Origin of the sequence: Microbulbifer sp. TB1203, assembly GCF_030997045.1 — a bacterium.
In the GTDB taxonomy this organism is placed as follows: Bacteria; Pseudomonadota; Gammaproteobacteria; order Pseudomonadales; family Cellvibrionaceae; genus Microbulbifer.
In genome coordinates this window covers 2,311,035-2,333,389 of record NZ_CP116899.1, presented here as the reverse complement: position 1 = coordinate 2,333,389, position 22,355 = coordinate 2,311,035, and the positions used below count along the sequence as shown (strand labels likewise).

20 protein-coding genes are annotated in these 22,355 nt (G+C 63.0%); 17 read left to right on the top strand and 3 right to left on the bottom strand.

What is annotated here, in order from left to right:
- Positions 1 to 225 precede the first annotated feature (225 nt).
- The 10 genes from ccoN to PP263_RS09785 all read left to right on the top strand — a co-directional run bounded on the left by ccoN (position 226) and on the right by PP263_RS09785 (position 11,148).
- Positions 226 to 1,680: a cytochrome-c oxidase, cbb3-type subunit I gene (gene ccoN, locus PP263_RS09830; RefSeq protein ID WP_308368249.1), complete on the top strand. Its 1,455-nt coding sequence runs from the start codon at positions 226 to 228 to the stop codon at positions 1,678 to 1,680.
- 11 nt (positions 1,681 to 1,691) lie between these two features.
- Entirely contained in the window at positions 1,692 to 2,309 is a 618-nt protein-coding gene (gene ccoO, locus PP263_RS09825) for a cytochrome-c oxidase, cbb3-type subunit II (protein WP_308368248.1), read from the top strand.
- 15 nt (positions 2,310 to 2,324) lie between these two features.
- Positions 2,325 to 2,549, top strand: a complete 225-nt coding sequence (locus tag PP263_RS09820; RefSeq protein ID WP_183462704.1) for a cbb3-type cytochrome c oxidase subunit 3 — start codon at positions 2,325 to 2,327, stop codon at positions 2,547 to 2,549.
- Positions 2,546 to 3,454, top strand: coding sequence for a cytochrome-c oxidase, cbb3-type subunit III (ccoP, locus tag PP263_RS09815; RefSeq protein WP_308368246.1), 909 nt, complete (start codon positions 2,546 to 2,548; stop codon positions 3,452 to 3,454). The genes PP263_RS09820 and ccoP overlap by 4 nt, the downstream gene beginning before the upstream one ends.
- A gap of 146 nt (positions 3,455 to 3,600) precedes the next feature.
- A complete protein-coding gene (ccoG, locus tag PP263_RS09810; protein WP_308368245.1) occupies positions 3,601 to 5,019 on the top strand; it encodes a cytochrome c oxidase accessory protein CcoG in 1,419 nt (472 codons plus the stop codon).
- Between the two features lie 114 nt (positions 5,020 to 5,133).
- A complete protein-coding gene (locus PP263_RS09805; protein WP_308368244.1) occupies positions 5,134 to 5,658 on the top strand; it encodes a FixH family protein in 525 nt (174 codons plus the stop codon).
- Positions 5,655 to 8,102, top strand: a complete 2,448-nt coding sequence (locus tag PP263_RS09800) for a heavy metal translocating P-type ATPase (protein ID WP_308368243.1) — start codon at positions 5,655 to 5,657, stop codon at positions 8,100 to 8,102. The genes PP263_RS09805 and PP263_RS09800 overlap by 4 nt, the downstream gene beginning before the upstream one ends.
- Before the next feature lie 42 nt (positions 8,103 to 8,144).
- Positions 8,145 to 8,312, top strand: coding sequence for a cbb3-type cytochrome oxidase assembly protein CcoS (ccoS, locus tag PP263_RS09795; protein WP_308368241.1), 168 nt, complete (start codon positions 8,145 to 8,147; stop codon positions 8,310 to 8,312).
- A complete protein-coding gene (locus PP263_RS09790) occupies positions 8,312 to 9,019 on the top strand; it encodes a sulfite exporter TauE/SafE family protein (protein ID WP_308368240.1) in 708 nt (235 codons plus the stop codon). Before ccoS ends, PP263_RS09790 begins: the two co-directional genes overlap by 1 nt.
- 422 nt (positions 9,020 to 9,441) lie before the next feature.
- Positions 9,442 to 11,148 carry a glycosyl hydrolase family 18 protein gene (locus PP263_RS09785; RefSeq protein WP_308368239.1) on the top strand — a complete coding sequence of 569 codons (1,707 nt, stop codon included), beginning with the start codon at positions 9,442 to 9,444 and terminating at the stop codon, positions 11,146 to 11,148.
- Between the two features lie 152 nt (positions 11,149 to 11,300).
- On the opposite strand, the gene PP263_RS09780 is transcribed toward PP263_RS09785, so the two are convergent.
- Both PP263_RS09780 and nadC read right to left on the bottom strand, forming a co-directional pair.
- Positions 11,301 to 11,534, bottom strand: a complete 234-nt coding sequence (locus tag PP263_RS09780) for a hypothetical protein (protein ID WP_308368238.1) — start codon at positions 11,532 to 11,534, stop codon at positions 11,301 to 11,303.
- A 58-nt stretch (positions 11,535 to 11,592) separates the two neighbouring features.
- On the bottom strand, positions 11,593 to 12,447 hold the full coding sequence (nadC, locus tag PP263_RS09775) for a carboxylating nicotinate-nucleotide diphosphorylase (RefSeq protein ID WP_308368237.1): 855 nt from the start codon (positions 12,445 to 12,447) through the stop codon (positions 11,593 to 11,595).
- Positions 12,448 to 12,702: 255 nt separating this feature from the next.
- Here nadC and PP263_RS09770 point away from each other — a divergent pair, with 255 nt between their 5' ends.
- The 4 genes from PP263_RS09770 (at position 12,703) to PP263_RS09755 (ending at position 18,425) form a co-directional block, all read left to right on the top strand.
- A complete protein-coding gene (locus PP263_RS09770) occupies positions 12,703 to 14,988 on the top strand; it encodes a DUF1631 domain-containing protein (protein ID WP_308368235.1) in 2,286 nt (761 codons plus the stop codon).
- 106 nt (positions 14,989 to 15,094) lie between these two features.
- Positions 15,095 to 15,658 carry a 1,6-anhydro-N-acetylmuramyl-L-alanine amidase AmpD gene (gene ampD / locus PP263_RS09765; protein ID WP_308368234.1) on the top strand — a complete coding sequence of 188 codons (564 nt, stop codon included), beginning with the start codon at positions 15,095 to 15,097 and terminating at the stop codon, positions 15,656 to 15,658.
- Positions 15,659 to 15,934: 276 nt separating this feature from the next.
- Positions 15,935 to 16,816, top strand: a complete 882-nt coding sequence (gene ampE / locus PP263_RS09760) for a regulatory signaling modulator protein AmpE (RefSeq protein ID WP_308368233.1) — start codon at positions 15,935 to 15,937, stop codon at positions 16,814 to 16,816.
- A 178-nt stretch (positions 16,817 to 16,994) separates the two neighbouring features.
- The gene (locus tag PP263_RS09755) at positions 16,995 to 18,425 is read left to right on the top strand and encodes an aldehyde dehydrogenase family protein (protein WP_308368232.1); all 1,431 of its coding nucleotides are present in this window, start codon (positions 16,995 to 16,997) and stop codon (positions 18,423 to 18,425) included.
- A 144-nt stretch (positions 18,426 to 18,569) separates the two neighbouring features.
- Here PP263_RS09755 and fabF read toward each other — a convergent pair whose 3' ends face one another.
- Positions 18,570 to 19,835 carry a beta-ketoacyl-ACP synthase II gene (fabF, locus tag PP263_RS09750; protein ID WP_308368231.1) on the bottom strand — a complete coding sequence of 422 codons (1,266 nt, stop codon included), beginning with the start codon at positions 19,833 to 19,835 and terminating at the stop codon, positions 18,570 to 18,572.
- A gap of 85 nt (positions 19,836 to 19,920) precedes the next feature.
- On the opposite strand from fabF, the gene PP263_RS09745 reads away from it, so the two are divergent.
- The 3 genes from PP263_RS09745 (at position 19,921) to PP263_RS09735 (ending at position 22,321) form a co-directional block, all read left to right on the top strand.
- Positions 19,921 to 20,586, top strand: coding sequence for a TetR/AcrR family transcriptional regulator (locus PP263_RS09745; RefSeq protein WP_308368230.1), 666 nt, complete (start codon positions 19,921 to 19,923; stop codon positions 20,584 to 20,586).
- 155 nt (positions 20,587 to 20,741) lie between these two features.
- Positions 20,742 to 21,743: a threonine/serine dehydratase gene (locus PP263_RS09740; protein WP_308368229.1), complete on the top strand. Its 1,002-nt coding sequence runs from the start codon at positions 20,742 to 20,744 to the stop codon at positions 21,741 to 21,743.
- A gap of 71 nt (positions 21,744 to 21,814) precedes the next feature.
- Complete coding sequence (locus tag PP263_RS09735) at positions 21,815 to 22,321, top strand: YbhB/YbcL family Raf kinase inhibitor-like protein (protein WP_308368228.1); 507 nt, start codon at positions 21,815 to 21,817, stop codon at positions 22,319 to 22,321.
- Positions 22,322 to 22,355 lie beyond the last annotated feature (34 nt).

Sequence of the window (22,355 nt, the reverse complement as noted above, 5' to 3'; positions counted from 1 at the left end):
GACGGGCTCCTACACTGTAGGCTCTTTCGGTAGGAGCTGCGGCGGTCACGGATGACGGAGCGCCGCCCAGTGGGGTGCCGCCCAACGGAATGCCGCCCGGCCGAAGGCGCCGTGAATACCTGAAGCGACCTGGGCAAAATTTGTCCGTGGCCGCAATCGATGCCCGCTCTGACAGCGACCGTTCCCGCGAGAGCACGAATTTTAAAAAGTAACGGAAGTAAGACGATGACGACAACCGTGGTAAAGGCCGGCGATACGCCGGACTATGACTACACAGTGGTACGCCAGTTCACCATCATGGCGGTGGTCTGGGGTATCGTTGGTATGGCTGTAGGCGACCTGATTGCGGCCCAGTTGGCCTGGCCCCATCTGAACGATCTCTGGCAACCCTTCACCCACTTCGGCCGCCTGCGCCCGCTGCACACCAATGGGGTGATTTTCGCCTTCGGCGGCAGTGTGCTGTTCGCGACTTCCTATTACGTGGTGCAACGCACCTGCCAGACCCGCCTGTGGGGCGGCTGGCTGATTCCGTTTACCTTCTGGGGCTGGCAGGTGGTGATTGTCGCCGCGGCCATCACCCTGCCCATGGGCTACACCTCCACCAAGGAATACGCCGAGCTGGAGTGGCCGATCGATATCCTGATTGCGCTGATCTGGATCGCCTACGCACTGGTGTTCTTCGGCACCATCGCCAAGCGCCGGACCTCGCACATCTATGTGGCCAACTGGTTCTTCGGTGCCTACATCATCACCATCGCCGCGCTGCATATCGTCAACAACCTGGAGATTCCGGTCGCGCCGTTCAAGTCCTACTCCATCTTCTCCGGTACCAAGGACGCGATGATCCAGTGGTGGTACGGCCACAACGCGGTGGGCTTCTTCCTCACCGCCGCCTTCCTCGGCATCATGTACTACTTCGTGCCCAAGCAGGCGGGGAGGCCGATCTACTCCTACCAACTGTCCATCGTGCACTTCTGGGCGCTGATCTCCATCTACGTCTGGGCCGGGGGCCATCACCTGCACTACTCGGCGCTGCCGGACTGGACCCAGAGCCTGGCGATGGTGATGTCGATCATCCTGCTCGCGCCCTCCTGGGGCGGCATGATCAACGGCATCATGACCCTGTCCGGCGCCTGGCACAAACTGCGCACTGACCCGACCCTGCGCTTCCTGGTGGTGTCCCTGTCCTTCTACGGCATGTCCACCTTCGAGGGACCGATGATGTCCATCAAGACAGTCAACGCGCTGTCCCACAACACCGACTGGACCGTGGGCCACGTGCACTCCGGTGCCCTGGGCTGGGTGGCGATGATTTCCATCGGCGCCATCTATCACCTGGTACCGGTGCTCTTCCACCGCAGGCAGATGTACAGCGTGAAGCTGATCAATGCCCACTTCTGGCTGGCCACCGTGGGCACGGTGCTATACATCGCCGCCATGTGGGTCAATGGCATCACCCAGGGCCTGATGTGGCGTGCCTTTAATGCCGACGGCACTCTGACCTACAGCTTTGTGGAGAGCGTGATTGCCAGTCACCCGGGTTATGTTGTGCGCTGGTTGGGCGGGGCCCTCTTCCTGTCGGGGATGTTTGTGATGGCCTACAACGTGTTCCGCACCGTCACCGAAGAAGAAGATGTGGCCCGCAATGACAACACAGCGCCAGTGCCGCACGCAGTTTAGGAGGTCGAATCGTGAAAAATCATGACATAGTAGAGAAGAACGTCGGCATCCTGATCATATTCACCATCATCGCCATCAGCTTCGGCGCTCTGGTGGAAATCGTGCCGCAGTTTTTTATCGAGGCGAACGTGGAACCCGTCGCCGGCCTCAAGCCGCTGGGGCCGGTCGAACTGGAAGGCCGGGATATCTATATCCGCGAGGGCTGCCACGTGTGCCACACGCAGATGGTGCGCCCCCTGCGCGCGGAAGTGGAACGCTACGGCCACTACTCCATGTCCCAGGAGTCCGTCTACGATCACCCCTTCCTGTGGGGTTCCAAGCGCACCGGCCCGGACCTGGCCCGCGTGGGCGGCCGCTACTCCGACGAGTGGCACCGCGCGCACCTGTACAACCCGCGCAACGTGGTGCCGGAATCCAATATGCCTTCCTTCCCCTGGCTGTTTGACAATGTGGTCCACGGCGATCGCACTGCCATCAAGATGCGCGCGCTCCGCACAGTGGGTGTGCCCTATACCGATGAGGATATCGCCAAGGCCGGCGAGCCCTTCGTGGGCGGCCGGGTAAAAGAGATCGACGCGCTGGTCGCCTACCTGCAGCAGTTGGGTGTTCTGGTTCAGCAGAAACGCTAACGGAGCGGGATATTCGTGGATATCAACACATTGCGAGTAATCGGCGTCGTCCTGGGGGCGCTGGCATTTTTGGGAATCTGTTGGTGGGCGTTTTCCCCCAAGCGCAAAAAGCGCTTTGAAGAGGACGCCAAACTGCCGTTTGCCGATGAAGAGCTGTCCGAGCGGTCAGCGAGAAAGGCTGGCGAGAAAAAAGAAAGCGGAACACCGGCAAAACAGAATACGAGGCAAGACGATAAATGAGTACCTTCTGGAGTATATGGGTCATTGTGCTCACGCTCGCCAACCTGGCATTGGTCACCTGGATATTATTCGCTAACCGCAGGGTTGCAGTGAGCGACCAGGAAGATCCGGAGAACCGCACCACTGGACACGTGTACGACGGCATTGAAGAATACGACAACCCCCTGCCCAGGTGGTGGTTTCTGCTGTTTATTGCCACACTGGTTTTCACCGGCATCTACCTGGCGATCTACCCCGGCCTGGGCAACTTCAAAGGCTTCAGCGGCTGGACCTCCGTGGGTCAACTGGAGAACGAGGAGGCCAAGGCCCGCGAGAAATTCGACGAGACCTTCGGCCTGTATGTAGAAATGCCCATCGAGGAGATTGCCGACAACCGCGAAGCGCTAAAAATGGGTGCGCGCATCTTCGCCAACAACTGTGCCGTATGCCACGGCGCCGATGGTGGCGGCAACTACGGCTTCCCGAACCTGACCGACAGCGATTGGCTCTACGGCGGCTCTCCGGAAGACATCCTCAAGACGATTCACGAAGGTCGCAAAGGTACCATGCCGCCCCAGGGACCGGTGATCGGCGAAGCGGGCGTGAGGAATGCCGCGGAATACGTACTGGCTCTGAACGGACTGGAACACGATACCGCCATGGCCACTGAGGGCCAGAAGATCTTCGGCAGTGTGTGCTATGTCTGTCACGGTCCGGATGGCAAGGGCAACCAGGCCATGGGCGCCCCCAACCTCACCGACAATATCTGGCTCTATGGTGGCAGCCGCGAGCAGATACAGCACACCATTCGCAGCGGCCGCAGCAACCAGATGCCAGCGCAGAAGGAAAAGCTGCGCGAGGACAAGATCAAACTGGTGGCGGCTTATGTGTACAGCCTGTCCCGTCAGGAAGAGGTGGAACAGTAGTCGGTGATCGGCTGGTGGGGTGGGCATAACTCGGCAGCTCATCCCGCCGGCAGAAACTGCGGCAGACAGGGAAGAAAAAGAAAAGCCTCATATCTTTTGAAACAGCGCCCTGTTGTCATATTTGCGAAGGGTATCAGTGAGGTTTTGTGAACGATCGAATTCCCACACGCGAAGAGCAGGACGGCGATGGCGAAGTGCGCTATCGCATGCTCTACGAGTCCGAAGACAAGGTCTATATCCGCCATATCCGCGGCTTTTACACCCGTATCCGCAAATACACCGGCCTGCCGCTGCTGGCGCTATTCTTCTTTATCCCCTGGCTGAATATCGAAGGCCGCCAGGCGGTACATTTCGATCTGCCCGCGCGGCAATTCCACATTTTCTGGACCACCTTCGGCCCCCAGGACGGCTTCCTGCTCGCCTGGCTGCTGATCATCGCCGCCTTTGCGCTGTTCGCGGTCACCACCTGGCTGGGGCGGGTCTGGTGTGGTTTCACCTGTCCCCAGACCGTGTGGACGCTGATGTTTATATGGGCCGAGCGCATCTGTGAAGGCGACCGCAACAAGCGCATGAAGCTGGACGCCGGCCCCTGGAATGCGGAAAAGATTTTGCGCAAGGGCGGCACCCACGCCATCTGGATTTTTATCTCCCTGGCCACGGCGCTGGCATTCGTGGGTTATTTCTACGGTATTCGCGACCTGGTGGTGGACCTGGCTGGTTTCCAGGCTCATCCCCAGGGGGTCTTCTGGGTGGGTTTCTTTACCTTTGCCACTTATATGAATGCCGGTTTCCTTCGCGAGCAAGTGTGCAAATACATGTGCCCCTACGCGCGCTTCCAGTCGGTGATGTACGACCGCGACACCCTGACAGTGCACTACGATGCCCGCCGCGGCGAGACCCGAGGCCCGCGCAAAAAAGGTATCGACTACCGCGCCGAGGGGTTGGGGGACTGCATCGACTGCTATTGGTGCGTGCAGGTATGCCCGGTGGACATCGATATCCGCGACGGTCTGCAGTACGAGTGCATCAATTGCGGCCTTTGCGTGGACGCCTGTAACAGCGTGATGGACAAAATGGAATATCCGCGCGGGCTGATTCGCTACACCTCGGAAGACGAACTGGAGACCGGCAAAACCCAATTGCTGCGCCCGCGCCTGTTCGGCTATGCCCTGGTGCTGTTGTTGATGATCGGCCTGTTCGTGCAGCAGGTGGTTACCCGCAGCCCTATCGAGGCGGAAGTCCTGCGCGACCGCGGTGCGCGGCTGTTCCGTGAATCACAGGGGCTGATCCAGAATGTGTACACCGTCAAGATCAACAACATGGACCAGGCTCCACACGAATTTACCATTCGCGTGGAAGGTAAAGTCGGATACGACTACACATTGCGCATGCCACGGGATATCTACCTGAAGGCCGGCGAGATTTTTGCCGTGCCCATCCGCGTGAGCATAGCGAAGGAGCAGTTGAAGGACGCGAAGCACGATATTTATATCGTGGTGCAGGCAGTGGACAAGCCGGAACTGGTGGACAAGCACCAGACGGTGTTTATTGGACCGAAACGGTAATATTGAGGGCTCAGGGGAAGGCTACTGGGGCTTAATGAGAAGCCCCCGGCAGCAGGGCCGCCACCCGCCTGGCTATAGAGCGCCGGGGAAGAGGTAACCATTTTTAATAGCATTATGAACGAACACAATTCGAAACCCTGGTACCGCGAGCCCTGGCTCTGGCTGGTGCTGTCGCCGATCATCCTGGTGGTCGTGGTCTCCGCGATCACCGTTACCATCTCGGTGCGCTATGCCGACGACACCGTGAGCGACACCTACTACAAAGACAGCCGCATGTATCACTACAGCGCCCACCAGGACGAGCGCGCCCGCGAGCTGGGGCTGGCTGGGATGGTGCAGTTCCAAAGCAGCGCCGGCAAGGTGGTGCTGGAACTGAACGGCGATCTCGAATACCCGCAGCGGCTGCTGCTCACCCTGAGCCACCCGGTGGAGGCGGACCAGGACCGGCATATCCTGCTCACCCGCGAGACCGGCGGACGCTACGCCGGGTCCATAGACCAGCCTCTGCAGCACCGCTGGTACCTGCGCCTGATGCCGGAGCTGCACCCGGACCGACACCTGAAGGCGGAGTGGCGCCTCAAGGGCGAAATCGATTTCGACCTGGGAGACGCCGCGCCCCTCAGCCCCACGATGCAATGAGCAAGACCAGCTGTTTTCACTGCGGTCTGCCGGTTCCCTCCGGCAGCCGCCATTCGGTATTGATCAACGGAACTGAACGACCCATGTGCTGCCCTGGCTGCGAGGCAGTGGCCGGCGCCATTGTGGCCGGGGGCCTGGACAACTTCTATCGCTATCGCGATACCCGCAGCGAGCGCCCGGAGCCGGGAGCATCGGGTTCCAACCCCGCCAACTGGGCCGCCTACGACCTGCCGGAAGTTCAAAAACAGTTTGTGCGCGAACACGAAGGCGGCCTGAAAATTGCCGGTCTGTTGGTGGGCGGTATCAGCTGTGCCGCCTGCGTATGGCTGATCGAAAAGCACCTGGGCCGCCTGCCCGGAGTGGAAAAAGTATCGGTCAATGCGAGCAGCCAGCGCGCACAAATCTGTTTTGATTCCCAGGTTATACAGCCGGGCCAGCTGTTTGCCGAACTGGCGCGCATCGGTTACCGCCCGGCGCCGGCCACCGCCGCGGAAAGCGAGCGGCTGATCCGGGACGAACAACGCAGCGCCCTGCGCCGCCTGGGCGTGGCCGGGCTGGGCACCATGCAGGTGATGATGTTCGCCATCGCCCTCTACTTCGGCGCCAGTTCCGGCATCGATCCGCAGTTGGAGCGCTACTTGCGCTGGGTGTCGCTGCTGGTGGCCACCCCGGTAGTGCTCTACGCCGCGCGGCCTTTTTTCTCCGCCGCCCTGCGCAGCCTGCGCGGCGGCCAGTTGAGTATGGATGTGCCGGTATCCCTGGCCATCGGGCTGGCCTACGCGGCGAGCTTCTACGCCACGGTATTCAATACCGGCGACGTGTACTTCGAATCCATCTCCATGTTCACCTTCTTCCTGCTGCTGGGGCGCACCGTGGAAATGCGCGCGCGCCACCGCGCGGGGCTGGCCCGGGGCGGGTTGGCACAGCTGCTGCCGCTGACCGCGACCCGCCTCACCGGCTCCGGCGAGGAATCGGTACCGGTGGCGGCGCTGGCACCGGGAGACCGCCTGCTGTTGCGCCCGGGGGATACCATTCCCGCGGACGGCGAGGTCTGCGACGGAGAGAGCGGGGTGGACGAATCCCTGCTCAGCGGCGAGTCGGCACTGCAGCAAAAGACCGTCGGCGATCGGGTTTTTGCTGGCAGCGTCAACGGCGATTCCCCGCTCAGGATAGAAGTGCTGGCCGCTGGCGAGTCCACCCGACTGTCGGCGATCGAAAAACTGGTGGAGCGGGCGCAGTTGGAAAAGCCGCTACAGGTGGCGCTGGCGGACCGGGTCGCGGGGGTGTTCGTCGGCCTGGTGCTGCTGGCGGCGCTGGGCGCCTTCTCATTTTGGTGGCAGGTGGAGCCCGAGCGGGCCTTCTGGGTTGCGCTGTCGGTGCTGGTGGTGACCTGTCCCTGTGCGCTGTCCCTGGCCACCCCGGCGGCGCTGGCGGCGGCCACCCTGCGCCTGCAGCAGTTGGGGCTGCTGGTGGCCGGTGGCCATGTGCTGGAAACACTGCCCCGGCTCACCCGGGTGGTGTTCGACAAGACCGGCACCCTGACCCGGGGCGAGCCGCGCATCCTGCACATCGAAATCCTGCGCGAGGGTTGGACACCGCAGCGGGTGAAGGATTGTGCGGCGGCGTTGGAATCGGAGAGCAACCATCCGCTGGCGCGGGCCTTTCGCGCCTGGACCGGCAACCTCTCCGCCACCGAATTGCGCGTGCACACCGGCCGGGGGCTGGAGGGCGTGATCGAGGGGATCCGTTACCGGCTGGGGCGCGCGGACTTCGCCCTGTCACAGCCCCTGCAGGCGCCCACGGGCGAAGGGCAGTGGCTGTTGCTGTCAGATGAGGACGGGGCCGTCGCCTGGATAGCCCTGGGCGATCGCCTCCGCCCCACGGCGAAAGCGGCGGTGACTCAGTTGGCGGGGACAGGACTGGCGGTGGAACTGCTCAGCGGCGACCAGTCCGCGGAAGTGGCGCGCCTGGCGGCGCGGGCCGGCATTGATGAATATCGCTCCGGCGCCTCCCCGGAGGACAAGCTGGCGCGGCTGCGCGAGTTGCAGCAGCGCGGCGAGCGGGTGTTGATGGTTGGCGACGGCCTCAACGATGTGCCGGTGCTGTCCGGTGCCGACGTGTCCGTGTCGATGATGTCCGCTGCGGACCTGGCCCAATCCAGGGCCGATGCGATTCTGTTGCGGGGCGACCTCGCCGTGCTGCCCCGGGCTGTGGCGCTGGCACTGAAATGCCGGCGCATTCTGCGCCAGAATCTGACCTGGGCGCTGGGTTACAATGCGCTGGCACTGCCGCTGGCGGTGTGCGGCCTGGTACCGCCCTGGGCGGCGGCCATCGGTATGTCGCTGAGTTCGCTGGTGGTGGTGCTGAATGCATTGCGCCTTTCCAGGACTTCCGTATCGGTGCGCACGGCGCACCCCACAGCTGCGTCCTGTGCGCACCAATAATCCCCTGCGTAGGGTGCGCCGTGCGCACCGTTGGAGTTGACGTTGGACAGCCTGTATATCCTGATTCCCATCGCGATCGTTTTTATCGGCACTGCAGTCAAGCTGTTTTTCTGGGCGGTCAACAGCGGCCAGTACGACGACCTGGAGACCGAGAGCCGGCGCATTCTCTTCGACGACGACCTGCCCGACGACGAGCGCGGGGAGGAGTAGTGGAAAGCTGGGGGTTTCTCGCCGCGGCACTGGCGATCGGTTTTCTCGGCAGCAGCCACTGTATCGGCATGTGCGGCGGTATCGCCGGCGCGCTGGGTATGGCGGTGCCGGGGCGGAGACCGGCCTGGAGCCAGTTGATCGGCTATTCCGCCGGGCGCCTGGGCAGTTATGCGCTGATGGGTGCGCTGGCCGGTGCCCTGGGCGCCGCGATCCTGCCGGCACTGGGGCCGCTGCGCCTGGTGGCCGGATTGATGCTGGTGGCGATGGCACTGTATATCGCCGGAATCTGGCGGGGCCTGGTGTGGCTGGAGCGGGGCGGGGCCTATCTGTGGCGCTATCTGCAGCCGCTCTCCGCTAAGCTGCTGCCAGTGCGCAGTGCGGGCAGCGCGGTGGCCTTGGGATCTCTCTGGGGCTGGTTGCCCTGCGGGCTGGTATACAGCGCGCTCACTTTCGCCCTGGCTCAGGGCGGCAGCCTGCGCGCAGCGCTGGCGATGCTGGCCTTCGGCCTGGGCACGGTGCCGGCAATGCTGGCCACCGGGGCCGCCGCTGCGAAGGTGCGCAGTTTTGTGCGGCGCCCGGCGGTGCGGTTGTTGTTTGCAGGTTTGATTCTTCTGTTCGGTCTTTGGACCCTATGGGGAGCTGTTGGGCACGGGGCTCATGGTGCCTCGGCCGAAGCGGATAGCGTACACCACGAGCATCACCACTGAGTTTGCCGCGGTTGGCTAGTCGGTGCTGTGGCGGCACCAGGGCCTTCGCATTAGTTGGTTATTCCTCCCGAGTCTCGAGTCCCGTAGGGTGCGCCGCGCGCACCATTTACCCTGACGATCCAACATCCTGCACATCAATGGCGGCATCTCGCGCCAGTCCGCTGGTACTTTCATAAAAATGACGTTATCTTTCATTTCGCACGAATGACAGCGTTATCATTTTTTAATGACAGCGCTGTCTGAAGGCGAGGTCAGCTGTTCGATGCCAGTCCTCCCTGACAGGCAGCACCGCTCAGCACAGCCATTTGTACTCGGAGAAGTACGGCAGTTGTAATGCGGCGTTTTGCCCTGTTGGTATTTTGTGGCGAGTTATACGCCGTTGGCCGGTTTCGGAATCCATCCAACAAGCAACGGTGACAATAATGATGAAAATAACGATAACGACAAGGATGAAGCTGGCAGCGATACTGCTGCTCGGTCTCTTCGCCGGACACGGCTACGCCTACGATTGCGGCGGTGTCCAGGTCTATGTGGACGGTTCCCCCTACAGCACTGGCGATATAGTGCAGAACAACGATGTGGCCTACCGCTGCGACGTGGGCGGCTGGTGCAGCCAGGGTGGCCCCTACGAACCCGGTGCGGGCTGGGCCTGGACAGAGGCCTGGAGCGATCTCGGCGCCTGTGGTGGTGGCGGAGGCTCGTCGTCGAGCAGTTCATCCTCTTCTTCCAGCAGTTCCTCTTCCGGCGGCTCTTCCGGTGGTGGCAGCTGTGCCAACCTGGCGGTATGGTCCGCTTCCGCCGTGTATGTGGGCGGCGACCGGGTGCAGCACCAGGGCAGTGAGTACGAGGCCCAGTGGTGGACCCAGGGCAACGATCCGGCAACCAATTCCGGTGAGTACGAAGTCTGGAAGCGGATCGGCCCCTGCGACGACAGCGGTTCCAGCTCGTCCAGTTCTTCCAGCTCTTCCAGCAGTAGCTCTTCGTCGAGCAGTTCCGGTTCCGGGGGCTCCTCCAGTGGCGGTGAGCGACTGGGTGGCTACTTCGTGGAGTGGGGCGTGTACCAGCGCAACTACCATGTGAAGAACATCGTCACCAGCGGTTCCGCTGAGAAGCTGACCCATATCTACTACGCCTTCGGCAATGTGCAGAATGGCCAGTGCACCATCGGCGATTCCTATGCGGACTACGACCGCTTCTACAGCGCCGCCGAGAGCGTTGACGGCCAGGCGGATACCTGGGATGCCGGCGCCCTGCGCGGTTCCTTCAATCAGCTGCGCAAACTGAAGCTGATGTATCCGCATATCAAGATTCTCTGGTCCTTCGGCGGCTGGACCTGGTCCGGCGGCTTCGGCCAGGCGTCGCAGAACCCGCAGGCGTTTGCCGACTCCTGCTACAACCTGGTACACGATCCGCGCTGGGAGGGCGTCTTTGACGGTATCGACCTGGATTGGGAGTACCCCAACGCCTGTGGCCTGAGTTGCGACGAGAGTGGCTACTCCGCCTTCACCGACATGATGGCGGCGATGCGCGCGCGTTTCGGCGATGAACTGGTGACTGCGGCAATTACTGCCGACGGTACGCCGGGCGGCAAGATTGCCTCCGCCGATTACGAGGGCGCAGCGCAATACGTCGACTTCTACAACGTCATGACCTATGACTTCTTCGGTGCTTTCGACGCGGACGGTCCCACCGCGCCGCACTCGGCCCTGACCGATTTCCCGACCATTCCACAAGCGGGCTTCTACTCCGACTACGCCATTCAGGCGTTGAAGAACAAGGGAATCCCGGCGGAAAAGCTCAACCTGGGTATCGGCTTTTACGGCCGCGGTTGGACCGGGGTAACCCAGTCGGCACCCGGTGGTTCCGCCACTGGCGCCGCGCCCGGTACCTACGAGGCGGGTATCGAGGATTACAAGGTGCTGAGAAACAGCTGCCCGGCGAACGGCACAGTTGCGGGTACTGCCTACGCCCACTGCGGCAACAACTGGTGGAGCTACGACACCCCCTCCACCATCGCGGGCAAGATGCAGTACATCGCCAACCAGAATCTGGGCGGTTCCTTTTTCTGGGAGCTGTCCGGGGATACCGGCAATGGCGAGCTGATTGAAGCCATGCACAGCAATCAGTAGATTGGTACGGTTTCCCGGGAGCGCGGAGCTATTTACCTTTGCGCTGAAGGCTCCAGTTCCGCTTGCGGGCCGCGAGGCCCGCTCCCGGCGAGCCCCGGGGATCTGAAAAAGCGCCTTGCGAGCCTGCTTGCAGGCGGATTGACGTATTGTCGCTAGGCGCGATCGACTACTTCATCGTGCCCTGCCGCGGAGGCGCAGTGGGCGCAGCAGTAGAATTCATCGCCCACCTCGGTGCCGTGACCGAGAATCCGGCAGTTGCAGTGCGCGCAGGTGGGCGCCAGGGCCTGGATGGCACACTCGAAGCTGTCGAATGTGTGGCTCTGGTTGTGCAGGGTGATTTCCATGGGCTTGTCATACTGGTTGCCACAGGTCTCGCACTGTTTCATGGCGTCGCTCTCCTCTTTTGGTAAGCGCTTACCAGTAGAATAGCCGCTACCCGCTGACTCACAGGTCGATGCGCAGGGAGAGGTCGATTGCGCGCAGGTGCTTGGTCAGACTGCCGGAGGAGATATAGTCCACATCCAGTTGAGCCAACTGTCGCAACCGTTCGCTGTCCACGCTGCCGGAGATCTCGATCTTGGCTTTTCCCCTGGCCAGGGAGAGGGCGGCCTGGGTGTCCGCGTCGGTGAATTCGTCGAGCATAATCACGTCGGCGCCGCTCGCCAGTGCCTGTTTCAATTCGTCGAGATTTTCCACCTCCACTTCCACCAGGGCTTCCGGCTTGATGGTGCGCGCCTGGGCCACCGCCTTGTCGATGCCCCCGGCGGCGGCGATATGGTTCTCCTTGATCAGGAAGGCGTCGTAGAGGCCGATGCGGTGATTGTGGCAGCCACCGCAAAGCACGGCGTATTTCTGTGCGCTGCGCAGGCCGGGGATGGTCTTGCGCGTATCCAGTATCCTGATTTGCGTACCCGCCGCGCGCGCGGCGTATTGGGTGGCCGTAGTGGCGGTGCCGGAGAGTGTCTGCAGAAAGTTCAGCGCGGTGCGCTCGCCGGTGAGAATGCTGCGGGCGCTGCCCTCCAGTTCGAAGATCACCGACTCCGCCGGGACCCGGTCGCCGTCCTCGAAATGCCACTCGAGGCGCAGTTCCGGATCCAACTGGCGAAAGACCTCCTCGGCCCAGGCGCGCCCGCACAGGGTGCAGTCTTCGCGGGTGATCACCCGCGCGCGGGCCCGTTGGTCGGCGGGGATCAATTGGGCGGTGATATCGCCGGAGCCCACGTCCTCCGCCAGGGCTGCACGCACCGAGTTCAGCATATCGGCGACCAGGTTGGGGATGGCGGTGTCTTGCGGGTGCATGGTCGGACCTCGGAAATTCGGGGGCGCAATATTAACAGAAGCGGCCCCTCCCGGTTTATTCGCAATCGGCTGTGACTGGCGTCTCAAATTGCCATTGCTCCGTTGTTAAGGGGCCTGTGGTGGGCGGTAGAATAATGCCCGGTTGCGGACTTCAGCCGGGCGGTGCCACACAAACGAAAAGAACAGACGGTTACCGGGCGCCAACCGCATTCACTATCAACAGCGCAGTGCGTCCGGCGGGCGCGCGAGGTCCTAATGGATATGAAAGACTCGAACAAGGTGGTGTCCCTGGCGGAGAAAAGTGCCGGGCCGGGTTTCTCCGCGCGCAAGAATACCCTCCTGCCTTCGACGGTGGCGGCCCTGCGGGAGAAGGCGAGCAATTTGCTGCTGGAGCAATTCAAGCAGCTGTTCGGCAAGGTGGACGATTCCCTCTTCTCCATGGCCGAGCGCGCCCACGGCCAGGAAGAGCAGGACGGCCTGTTCCAGGCGCTGCGAATGCTGCGGGTGGAGCGGCGGGCGATCGCCGAGCGCTTTGCCGACAATATCGACCGGGCTTTCCAGGTCCGGGAGGAGAGCGGGGAGGACTCCTTCGCCTCCGAGAATCTCTCCCTGGTACACAACGACGACCTGGAACAGCTGGTGGCCGCGGATACCATGGTGGCCAATGCCAAGCGCGATTTCGCCGAGCCCATCACCGAGCTGTCCCTGCGACTGGATACCCTCTATCCAGTCAAGATTTATGACAAGAACAACCCCCTGGGGCCCGACGCCATCTGCGACGCTTTCGTAGAGGCCGTTCGGCCCCTGGATCTGCATATCCGCGCCCGCCTGACCCTGCTGAAGAAATTCGAACAGGTAGTGATGCTGCAGCTGAGAGACTTCTACGACCGCTGCAACCAACTGCTGATGGAACGGGGAATCCTCCCCAACCTGCGCGAACAGCGGCGCCTGGTCCGGCAGCGGTCGTCGCGCCCCGTGCCAACAGCGCCCGCGGGCGGGTCGTCGGCGCCCGCCCAGGGTACCGGCACCCAGGGTACCGGCGGCGGTGGCACGGGTATGTCCGGCGGTATGGTTTCCGGCAATTTCGCCCCGGGATTGGTGCCCGCCAATGCGGGACTCGCCCCCATGCCCTCCGGTGACCTTCTGGGCCATCTGGGAGAGTTGCAGAGCGCCGCGCCCTATCACAGCGGTGGGGAGATACAGTTGCTCAATGTGGCCGAGCTGCTGCAGCAGCGACTGGTGCAGGCCAACCAGTCCGCATCCCTCGCCAAGGTGGACAGCGACATCATCAAGCTGGTGGAAATGCTGTTTTCCTTCATCCTGGACGACCGCAACCTGGCGGAGCCGCTCAAGAACCAGTTGGGGCGCCTGCAGTTGCCGCTGCTGAAGGTGGCGATCGCCGACAAGTCTTTCTTCAGCAAGGGCGGCCACCCGGCGCGCAAACTGCTCAACGAGCTCGCCGATGCGGCCACCGGCTGGCAGGCGGGGGAGCACTACGAGACCGATCCCCTGTACCGGGAGGTCAGCAAGGTCGTCGACCGGGTACTCGAGGAGTTCGACCGCGACGTCAACATCTTCTCCCTGCTGCTGGAATCCTTTCGCCAGTTTATCCAGCGCGAGCGCAAGCGCGCGGAGATGCTCGAGCGCCGCATCGTCGATGAGGCCGACGGTCGCGCCAAGACCCAGGCCGCGCGTGCCCGCGTAGCCGCGGTGATGGACGCCCTGGTCGCCGAGCGGGAGCTGCCCCCGGTAGTGCTGGAATGGCTGCAAAAGGTGTGGAACAACATGCTGTTTCTCACCTGCGTGAAAGAGGGCACAGAAAGCGAGGCCTGGAGCCGCGACGTACGCACCGCCCGCGACCTGGTGTGGAGTGTGCAGGCCCCGATGCCGGACAGCCGCCAGCAACTGCTGGGCCTGCTGCCGGCGCTGCAGGAGCGCCTGCGGGAGGGCGTCGAGGCGGTATCCCTGAACCCCTTCGAAGCCCGGCGCCTGTTCGCCGAGCTGAAAGAAGTCTACCGGGAGCGCTTCGCCCTGGCCCAGCGGCTCAGCGAGGAGCGCGAGCGGCAGGCCCGGGAACAGGCGGAACAGGACCTGACGGAGGAGCGCGAAGTAGAGCAGCTCGCGGCGGCCGAACCGGAGCCGGAACCGCAAGTGGCTGTGCCGCAGATGGAGGAACTGGAGCAGGTAGTGGCCGAGGCGGAGGTCGCCCCGGTAGAGCCGGAGGGCGAAAGCCTGGCGGCACTCCCGGAAAACGACCCTCACTGGCAGCAGACTTTCCGCCTGGCCCAAGGCAGCTGGTTCGAACTCAAGCGCTCCGACGATGAGCAGTTCCGCTGCCGCCTGGCTGCGGTGATCAAGGACATCGACCAGTTTATTTTCGTCAACCGCAACGGCGCCAAGGTGGCGGAGTTCTCGCGCCTCGAACTGGCCCACGCCCTGCGCACCGCCCAGCTGATGTCCCTGGACGACGGTATGCTGTTCGAGCGGGCGCTGCAGTCGGTGATCGGCAATGTGCGCAAGAAGCGCAGTGAGATGAGTTAACCGGAAGCCTGCAGCACCGTAGAACGTAAACAGTCTTCTACAGTATTCTCGCCACTTTCATGGCTCTTCCCATAGAATTGTCTCCAGTCGTACTGGAGAAATCATAGTGAAATACCAATTCGAATCCGGCTGGCTGTCCGGTGCCCGCCGGGTACCGAGCCCCCACTGCAACGATCGTCCCGACGGCACCGAGGTGGATCTGCTGGTGATCCACTGTATCAGCCTGCCGCCGGGACAGTACGGCGGCCCTTACATCGACGACTTCTTTCTCGGGCAGTTGGATATCGACGCTCACCCCTACTTCTCCGAAGTTGCCGGATTGCGGGTTTCCGCCCATATCCTGATCGATCGGGGCGGCCGGGTCACCCAGTACGTGCCTTGCGGCAAGCGGGCCTGGCACGCCGGCCAGTCGGAGTTCTGCGGGCGCTCGGACTGCAACGACTTCTCCATCGGCATCGAGCTGGAGGGGCTGGACACGGATACCTACACCGACATTCAGTACCGCACACTGGCGGAGATCACCGGGGCGATTATGGACACTTACCCGGCGATCGGCCGCGACAGGATCACCGGCCACTCCGATATTGCCCCCGGACGCAAACTGGACCCGGGCCCAGGGTTCGACTGGCAGCGCTACTTAACATTGCTCGATCAGGTGGTCGGTGACTAGCCCGGATATTGCACCACGCCGCTCAGCCTTTTGTATAACGCTATGATTTTCAATAAATTTCCCGACATATCCCCGGGTGACATTTTGCTGCCCACCACCACCGCCGGCCGCGCCCTCGCGTGATCTCTGCACGATAATCACGGCCCGTGGCGCAATATCCGGGCTAGTGATCGGCTGTTCCCCGCGAATCACTGACCACTGACCGCCAACCACTGGTTTTTCCTGTGCCGCTGGCGTTATTCTTCTCGACCAATAATTGTTCGACTGGACCTGACTATGGCTCTTTTCACGGTACTGCTGGCCCTGGGGCTGGTGCAGTTCTGGGGTTCCGGCGCGCCCCTGCACCGGGACGACTGGTTCCACTGGTGGTGCGGTCGCCTCTCCGGCCGCGGCGAGCTGCAAGGCCACCCGGAGCGGATGCTCGCCGTTGCAGTGCTGCCGCCGGTGGTGGCCGCAGCGATACTGATGGTGCTGGTGGAAGCCGCGCTGGGCGGCCTGGGGGCACTGTTGCTGGGGGCACTGCTGCTGCTCTACTGCCTGGGGCGGGGCAACTTCAACGAAATGGTTAGCAGTTACCTGCGCAACTGGTATCAGGGTGACCTGGAAGCGGCGCGCAAGGCCGCCGCGCCGTTGTTGCGCGAACTGCCGGAGGCACCGGCGGATGAACCGCAGGTACTGCACGAGCAGGTTTTTCGCGGCGCGGCCTATTGCGCCTTCGAGCGCCTGTTCGCGGTGCTGTTCTGGTTCCTGTTACTGGGGATACCCGGCGCGGTGATGTACCGTCTCAGCGCACTCTACGCGGACGCGGCGCCAGAGGGTGGGAACAGGGAAACCGCCGCGCGCTGGCTGTGGCTGCTGGAGTGGTTGCCGGTGCGGGCAATGGGATTCAGCTTTGCCATCGTGGGTAATTTCGCCGGCTGCTACCGCGCCTGGCGCCAGTGTCTCACTTGTCGCGAGCGGAGTACCCCGGAGGTGCTGGAGATCTACCTGGAGGGCGCGCTGGGCGGTATCGACGCCAGTGAGTGCAGCGCCGGCGTGGAGGTGGCCGAGGGGCAGCGGGCCTGCGGTGCGCAATTGGAAGGATTGCAGGCGCTGTTGTCCCGCGCCCTGTTGTTGTGGATCACGGTACTGGCGCTATTGGTGCTGTTTGATTTCTGATCGACCTGTAGGATGAAAGAAGTGAACTGGCGCCAAGTTTGGAACTTTGTTCCAATTGGCGGCTTGACTTGGTGCCGGCTGCCCCGGATATTGCGCGGCAAGGTCAAGGCCGATAAGTGGCCTTTGTTATACGGAGTTCAAAAGAACAATAAGAATTCAAGACGGGGCAGAATTATTTATGCAAGCATTCACCCTGGAGCCGCAAATGGCAGCCAATCTGGACGGTGGTACTGGCGGCGAACTCAATGCCGCGGCCCTGATGGGCGGTTTGAGAACCTACTTTCGCAGCGGCACCACGGCGGATCTCGCCTGGCGCCGCCAGCAGCTCAGCCAGCTGCGCAAAATGCTCTCGGACAACGAGGAGCAGTTCCTGCAGGCCCTGCGCGAGGACCTGAACAAGGCGCCGCAAGAGGGCTATACCACCGAGATTTCCGCTCTATATGGCGATATCGACCACGCCCTCAAACACCTGAAGAAGTGGACCGGCAAGCGCCGCGTCTCCACTCCGGTCATCGCCCAGCCGGGCAGGAGCTACATCCAGCCTGAACCGCTGGGGGTAGTGCTGATCATCGGTGCCTGGAACTACCCGCTGCAATTGCTGCTGTCGCCGCTGGTACCGGCCATCGCCGCCGGCAACTGCGCGGTGGTAAAACCCTCTGAGCTTGCTCCCGCCACATCAAAGCTGGTGGCGGAACTGTTGCCCCGCTATCTGGACAATGACGCCTTCGCCTGTGTCGAAGGCGCGGTACCGGAAACCACCGCGCTGCTGGAGCAGCGCTGGGATCATATTCTCTACACCGGCGGCGGTGCCGTGGGCAAGATAGTGATGAGCGCGGCGGCCAGGCACCTGACGCCGGTTACCCTGGAGCTGGGGGGCAAAAGCCCCTGTATCGTTGCCGACGACGCAAATATCGATGTGGCCGCGCGCCGCATCGCCTGGGGCAAGTTCACCAACGCCGGGCAGACCTGCATAGCGCCGGATTACCTGTTGTGCACCAGGGCTACCGCCGACCGGCTGCTGCCGGCGATAGAGAAGGCTGTGCGCGAAATGTTCGGCGACGACCCGGGCCAGTCCGCCGACTACGGGCGTATCGTCAACCGCCGCCACGCCCAGCGCCTGGCCGACTACCTGGCCGACGGCGATGTGGTATTCGGCGGCCGCGTGGAGGTGGAGAGCCGCTATGTGGCGCCCACCGTGCTGCGCAACGTGGGCGTGCAGGCCCCGGTGATGCAGGAGGAGATATTCGGCCCGGTGCTGCCGGTGATCGAGCTGGAAGATTTCGGGCAGGTGGAGGCGTTCGTCAACGGGCGGGAGAAGCCGCTGGCGCTTTATGTATTCACCCGGGACGAGCACCTCGCCGACCGCATCCTCAGCCACTGCAGCTCCGGAAATGCCTGCGTCAACGACTGCATGATGTTTATGGCCGCCCACGACCTGCCGTTCGGCGGTGTGGGCCCCAGCGGCATGGGCGCCTACCACGGCGAGCACGGCTTCAAGACCTTCAGCCATTTCAAGGCGGTGATGAAGCGCAGCTATCTATTCGACCTGGACCTGCGCTACGCGCCGTTTACCGGCAAAAAATTCAAACTGCTGCGCCTGTTGCGGTAGTCTGTTCCGCGCTGTAGAGCCCTCGGTAGGATGGGCAAAGGAGCGCAGCGACGTGCCCATCAATCTGCGCCGGACGATGGGCACGTCGCTGCGCTCCTTTGCCCATCCTACAAAAAGAGGTCGATCAACTCAGAGCCTTTCCAATCAGACCTGGGAAACCAGCAGCGACGCGTTGACCCCACCAAAACCAAAACCGTTGCACAGCGCGTGCTGCGTCTGCTGGCTCCGGCTCGCGTTCGGCACCAGATCCAGATCCTGCATACATTCATCCGCACACCCGAGATTCAGCGTGGGCGGCAGCCTGTTCTCGCGTACGGCCATGATGGTAAAGATGGCCTCCACCCCGCCGGCGGCGCCCAGCAGGTGGCCGGTGGCGGATTTGGTGGAGGAAATGGGGATGTGCGCCAGCTGTTCACCGAAGACATTGCGCAGCGAGGTGATCTCCGCCCGGTCGCCCACCGGGGTCGAGGTGGCGTGGGCGTTGATATAGCGCACATCCTGTGGCGCCAGGCCGGCCATGGCCAGGGCGCTGCGTATGGCCGCGGCGGCACCGGCGCCGTCCTCCGGGCCGGCGGTGATATGGTGGGCATCGGCACTGGTGCCGTAGCCGTTGATCACCGCCAGCGGTGTGGCGCCGCGGGCCTCGGCGTGCTCCAGGGTTTCGATCACCAGCAGGCCGGCGCCTTCCCCCATCACAAAGCCGTCGCGGTCGCGGTCGAAGGGGCGGGATGCCCGGGGCGGATCGTCGTTGCGGGTGGAGAGCGCCTTCATGGCGTGGAAGCTCGCCAGCGACAGGGGATCGACACAGCCCTCGGCGCCGCCCACCAGCGCCACTTCGGCCTCACCGCTGCGGATCAGGCGCATGCCGTCGCCGATCGCCTGCAGCCCCGCGGCGCAGGCGGTCACCGGGCAGCCCATGGGACCTTTGAAACCGTAGCGGATCGACAGGTTTCCCGCCGCCAGGTTGGCGAGAAATGCCGGCACGGTGAAGGGGGAGAGGCGCTTGTGGCCGCGCTCCACCAGGGTCTGCTGGGCCTGGGTGATGGTGGGAAAACCGCCGATGCCGCTGCCCACGACTGTGGCCGTGGCGCGGCGCTCGGCTTCGGTGCGCGGCTGCCAGCCCGACTGCGCGAGGGCTTCCTGCGCCGCCGCCAGGGCAAACACTGTGAAGCGGTCCATTTTCTTGCGCTCTTTGGCGCCGGCCACGGCCTCGCCGTCCAGCCCGATCTCAGGGTCCTGCGCAAGGTCCGGTACCATTCCGGCCAGGCGGACGGGAAAATCGTCGGTGTCGAAATGTTCGATGGCCCCCACGCCGGACATGCCGGCGCACAGCCGTTGCCACACCGCGTCGACGCCGCAGCCGAGCGGGCTGACCAACCCCATACCGGTGACGACAATTGGTGAATTCATACAGCCTCCCAGTGATTCATACCTCGGAAGCAAATTACCCACAGCTAATATATGATCAAGATAATATTTCGGGGGAGGGGAGACCGTGCCTTATTCCAAAACCCATAAATCGCAAACGAAAGACCGTATCCTGCGCTCGGCCACCGAGCTGTTTTGCCGCCACGGTTTCGATAAGGTCTCCATCGGCCAGATCATGGAAGTGGCGCGCATGACCCACGGGGCCTTCTACACCCACTTCGAATCCAAGGAGGCGCTGTTCAATGCCTCTTTTCTGGAGAGTTTCAAGCGCAGCCGGGTCGCGCGGCTGGCCAAGGCTCCCTTTTCGATAAAACACCTCACCGCGCTGGTCACCGACTACCTGAACCTGCGCGCGCTCAGGGACCGGGGCGCCCCGGGCCCGGAAGCCCTTCTGTTCAATGAAATCGGCAGTGATCGCCCCCCCATCAAAAAATTGTATGAAGAGGCCTACGAGCGCATGAAAAAAATGCTGGAGACGCGCATCACCGCTCTCGGGCGCTTGAAGAAACTGCCCTATGCAGCGGATCGGGAAACCGTTGCGGAAAAGGCCCGGGGAATTATCGCGGCTATGGTCGGGGCGGTGGCCGTGGCCAGAAGTATTTCCCAGGAGCGGGAGCAGCACCTGATTCTGCAGGCCGCGCAGAAACAGATCCTGGGAATTCTGGGGGTCAATGAAACGGAGTTTGACCCGGCGGTGAGAACGGGTAGCGCCATGCGGCTTGAACACGCGTGAACCCGGCTCCGTGAATTTTATCTTTGACTGGTCTCGGCTGCTGGGTCACCATGCTTTTTGGCGGACCGGGCTGTGGTGGCGTTTTGACCTGGAGCCCGCTGTTCTGCCAACTCCGGCCAATAGCGGACCACTACCACGACGGATTTGTCGATAACATGCCAACCGATCGCAATGACCTGCCCACCAGCGCAGAAGTCTTCACCGCCGCACAGAATATCGCCGGCCGTGTACACCGCACTCCCTTGATCAGCAGTGGTCAGATCAATGGCATCACCGGCGCCAACCTCTGGTTCAAGTGCGAGCATCTGCAGAAAGTCGGCGCCTTCAAGGCCCGCGGTGCCAGTAATGCGCTGGCCCAGTTGCCGCCGGACACCCGCCGGGTCACCACCCACTCCTCCGGCAACCACGGCGCCGCCCTGGCCTGGGCGGCGGCGGAGCGCGGCCTGGCCTGCACCGTGGTTATGCCGGAGACCGCGCCGGCGGCCAAGCGCGCTGCGGTGGCCGGCTACGGCGCGGAGATAGTCACCTGCGGTCCCACCCAGGACGACCGCGAAGCGGCCCTGAAGAAGGTGGTAGCCGAGACCGGAGCCCATGTGGTGCCGCCCTTCGACGATCGGCGAATCATCGCCGGCCAGGGCACAGTGGCACTGGAAATCATGCAGCAGTGCCGCGAGCAGGGTTTTACCCCGGACATCGTCTTGGCCCCGGTGGGCGGCGGGGGGCTGCTCGCCGGGGTGGGGCTGGCGATCGCCGCGCTGGCGCCGGATGTGCTGGTGATCGGCGCCGAGCCCGCCGGTGCCGACGACGCCCAGCGCTCCCTGCGCGGCGGTGTACATATCACCACCCAGGAACCACGCACGATAGCCGACGGCCTGCGGACCACCCTCGGGCGCCGCAACTACGCGATAGCGAGGCGCACGGTGCGGGATGTCGTCACCGTTTCCGAGCGGAGTATAGTGAACGCCATGCGACTGCTGTGGACCCGCACCAAACAGCTGGTGGAGCCCTCCGCGGCGGTGCCACTGGCCGCGGTGCTGGAGCACGGCGCGCGCTTTCGCAACAAGAATGTTGCCCTGGTGCTGACCGGTGGCAATATGGATTTCGACAGAGTCGCCGAACTCTTTTCCGAATCGAGCGAGGAGGGTGAATCGCCATGAACTCACGCAAACTGCGCTGTTTGGGGGCTGCTAAACTGGTGGCTGCCACAGTTCTTTCGGTACTTGCCGCTATGTCTTCAACAGCATCTTCCGCCGCGGGGCTAGTGCTCACTTCGAAAACCCTGGCGCCGGGTAAGCGCATGCCGGATTTGCATGTCTACAACGGCTGTGGCGGGGAGAATGTTTCCCCCCAACTGAGCTGGAGCGGTGCCCCCGAGGGCACCAAGAGCTTCGCCCTGATGGTCCACGATCCGGATGCGCCCACCGGCAGTGGCTGGTGGCACTGGGTGATGTTCAATATTCCCGCCGATGTGACCGAACTGGCGGAGGGCGCCGGGGATCCGAAAACCGGTTTGATCCCCGAGGCGATCCAGGGCCGCAACGACTTCGGCAGCCTCGGTTACGGGGGCGCCTGTCCTCCCGAGGGACACGGTGACCACCACTACCAGTTCAAGGTATTCGCGCTCAAAGTCGAGCAACTGCCGCTGGACGAGATGGACACGCCGGCGAAGGTGGGCTTTTACGTCAACGCCAACAAATTGGCGGAGGCGCAGCTGGAAGTGGTCTACGGTCGGTAGTGGGCCGCTGAAGTGCTCTAAATGTCACGAGGGG

What these genes read in the sequence shown, in the direction of transcription:
- PP263_RS09755 (WP_308368232.1), top strand. Translation starts at nt 16,995, where the DNA reads ATGCAAGCATTCACCCTGGAGCCGCAAATGGCAGCCAATCTGGACGGT.
- fabF (WP_308368231.1), bottom strand. Translation starts at nt 19,835, where the DNA reads ATGAATTCACCAATTGTCGTCACCGGTATGGGGTTGGTCAGCCCGCTC.
- ccoN (WP_308368249.1), top strand. Translation starts at nt 226, where the DNA reads ATGACGACAACCGTGGTAAAGGCCGGCGATACGCCGGACTATGACTAC.
- PP263_RS09735 (WP_308368228.1), top strand. Translation starts at nt 21,815, where the DNA reads ATGTCTTCAACAGCATCTTCCGCCGCGGGGCTAGTGCTCACTTCGAAA.
- PP263_RS09770 (WP_308368235.1), top strand. Translation starts at nt 12,703, where the DNA reads ATGGATATGAAAGACTCGAACAAGGTGGTGTCCCTGGCGGAGAAAAGT.
- ampE (WP_308368233.1), top strand. Translation starts at nt 15,935, where the DNA reads ATGGCTCTTTTCACGGTACTGCTGGCCCTGGGGCTGGTGCAGTTCTGG.
- nadC (WP_308368237.1), bottom strand. Translation starts at nt 12,447, where the DNA reads ATGCACCCGCAAGACACCGCCATCCCCAACCTGGTCGCCGATATGCTG.
- PP263_RS09805 (WP_308368244.1), top strand. Translation starts at nt 5,134, where the DNA reads ATGAACGAACACAATTCGAAACCCTGGTACCGCGAGCCCTGGCTCTGG.
- ccoP (WP_308368246.1), top strand. Translation starts at nt 2,546, where the DNA reads ATGAGTACCTTCTGGAGTATATGGGTCATTGTGCTCACGCTCGCCAAC.
- PP263_RS09785 (WP_308368239.1), top strand. Translation starts at nt 9,442, where the DNA reads ATGATGAAAATAACGATAACGACAAGGATGAAGCTGGCAGCGATACTG.
- PP263_RS09740 (WP_308368229.1), top strand. Translation starts at nt 20,742, where the DNA reads ATGCCAACCGATCGCAATGACCTGCCCACCAGCGCAGAAGTCTTCACC.
- PP263_RS09800 (WP_308368243.1), top strand. Translation starts at nt 5,655, where the DNA reads ATGAGCAAGACCAGCTGTTTTCACTGCGGTCTGCCGGTTCCCTCCGGC.
- PP263_RS09780 (WP_308368238.1), bottom strand. Translation starts at nt 11,534, where the DNA reads ATGAAACAGTGCGAGACCTGTGGCAACCAGTATGACAAGCCCATGGAA.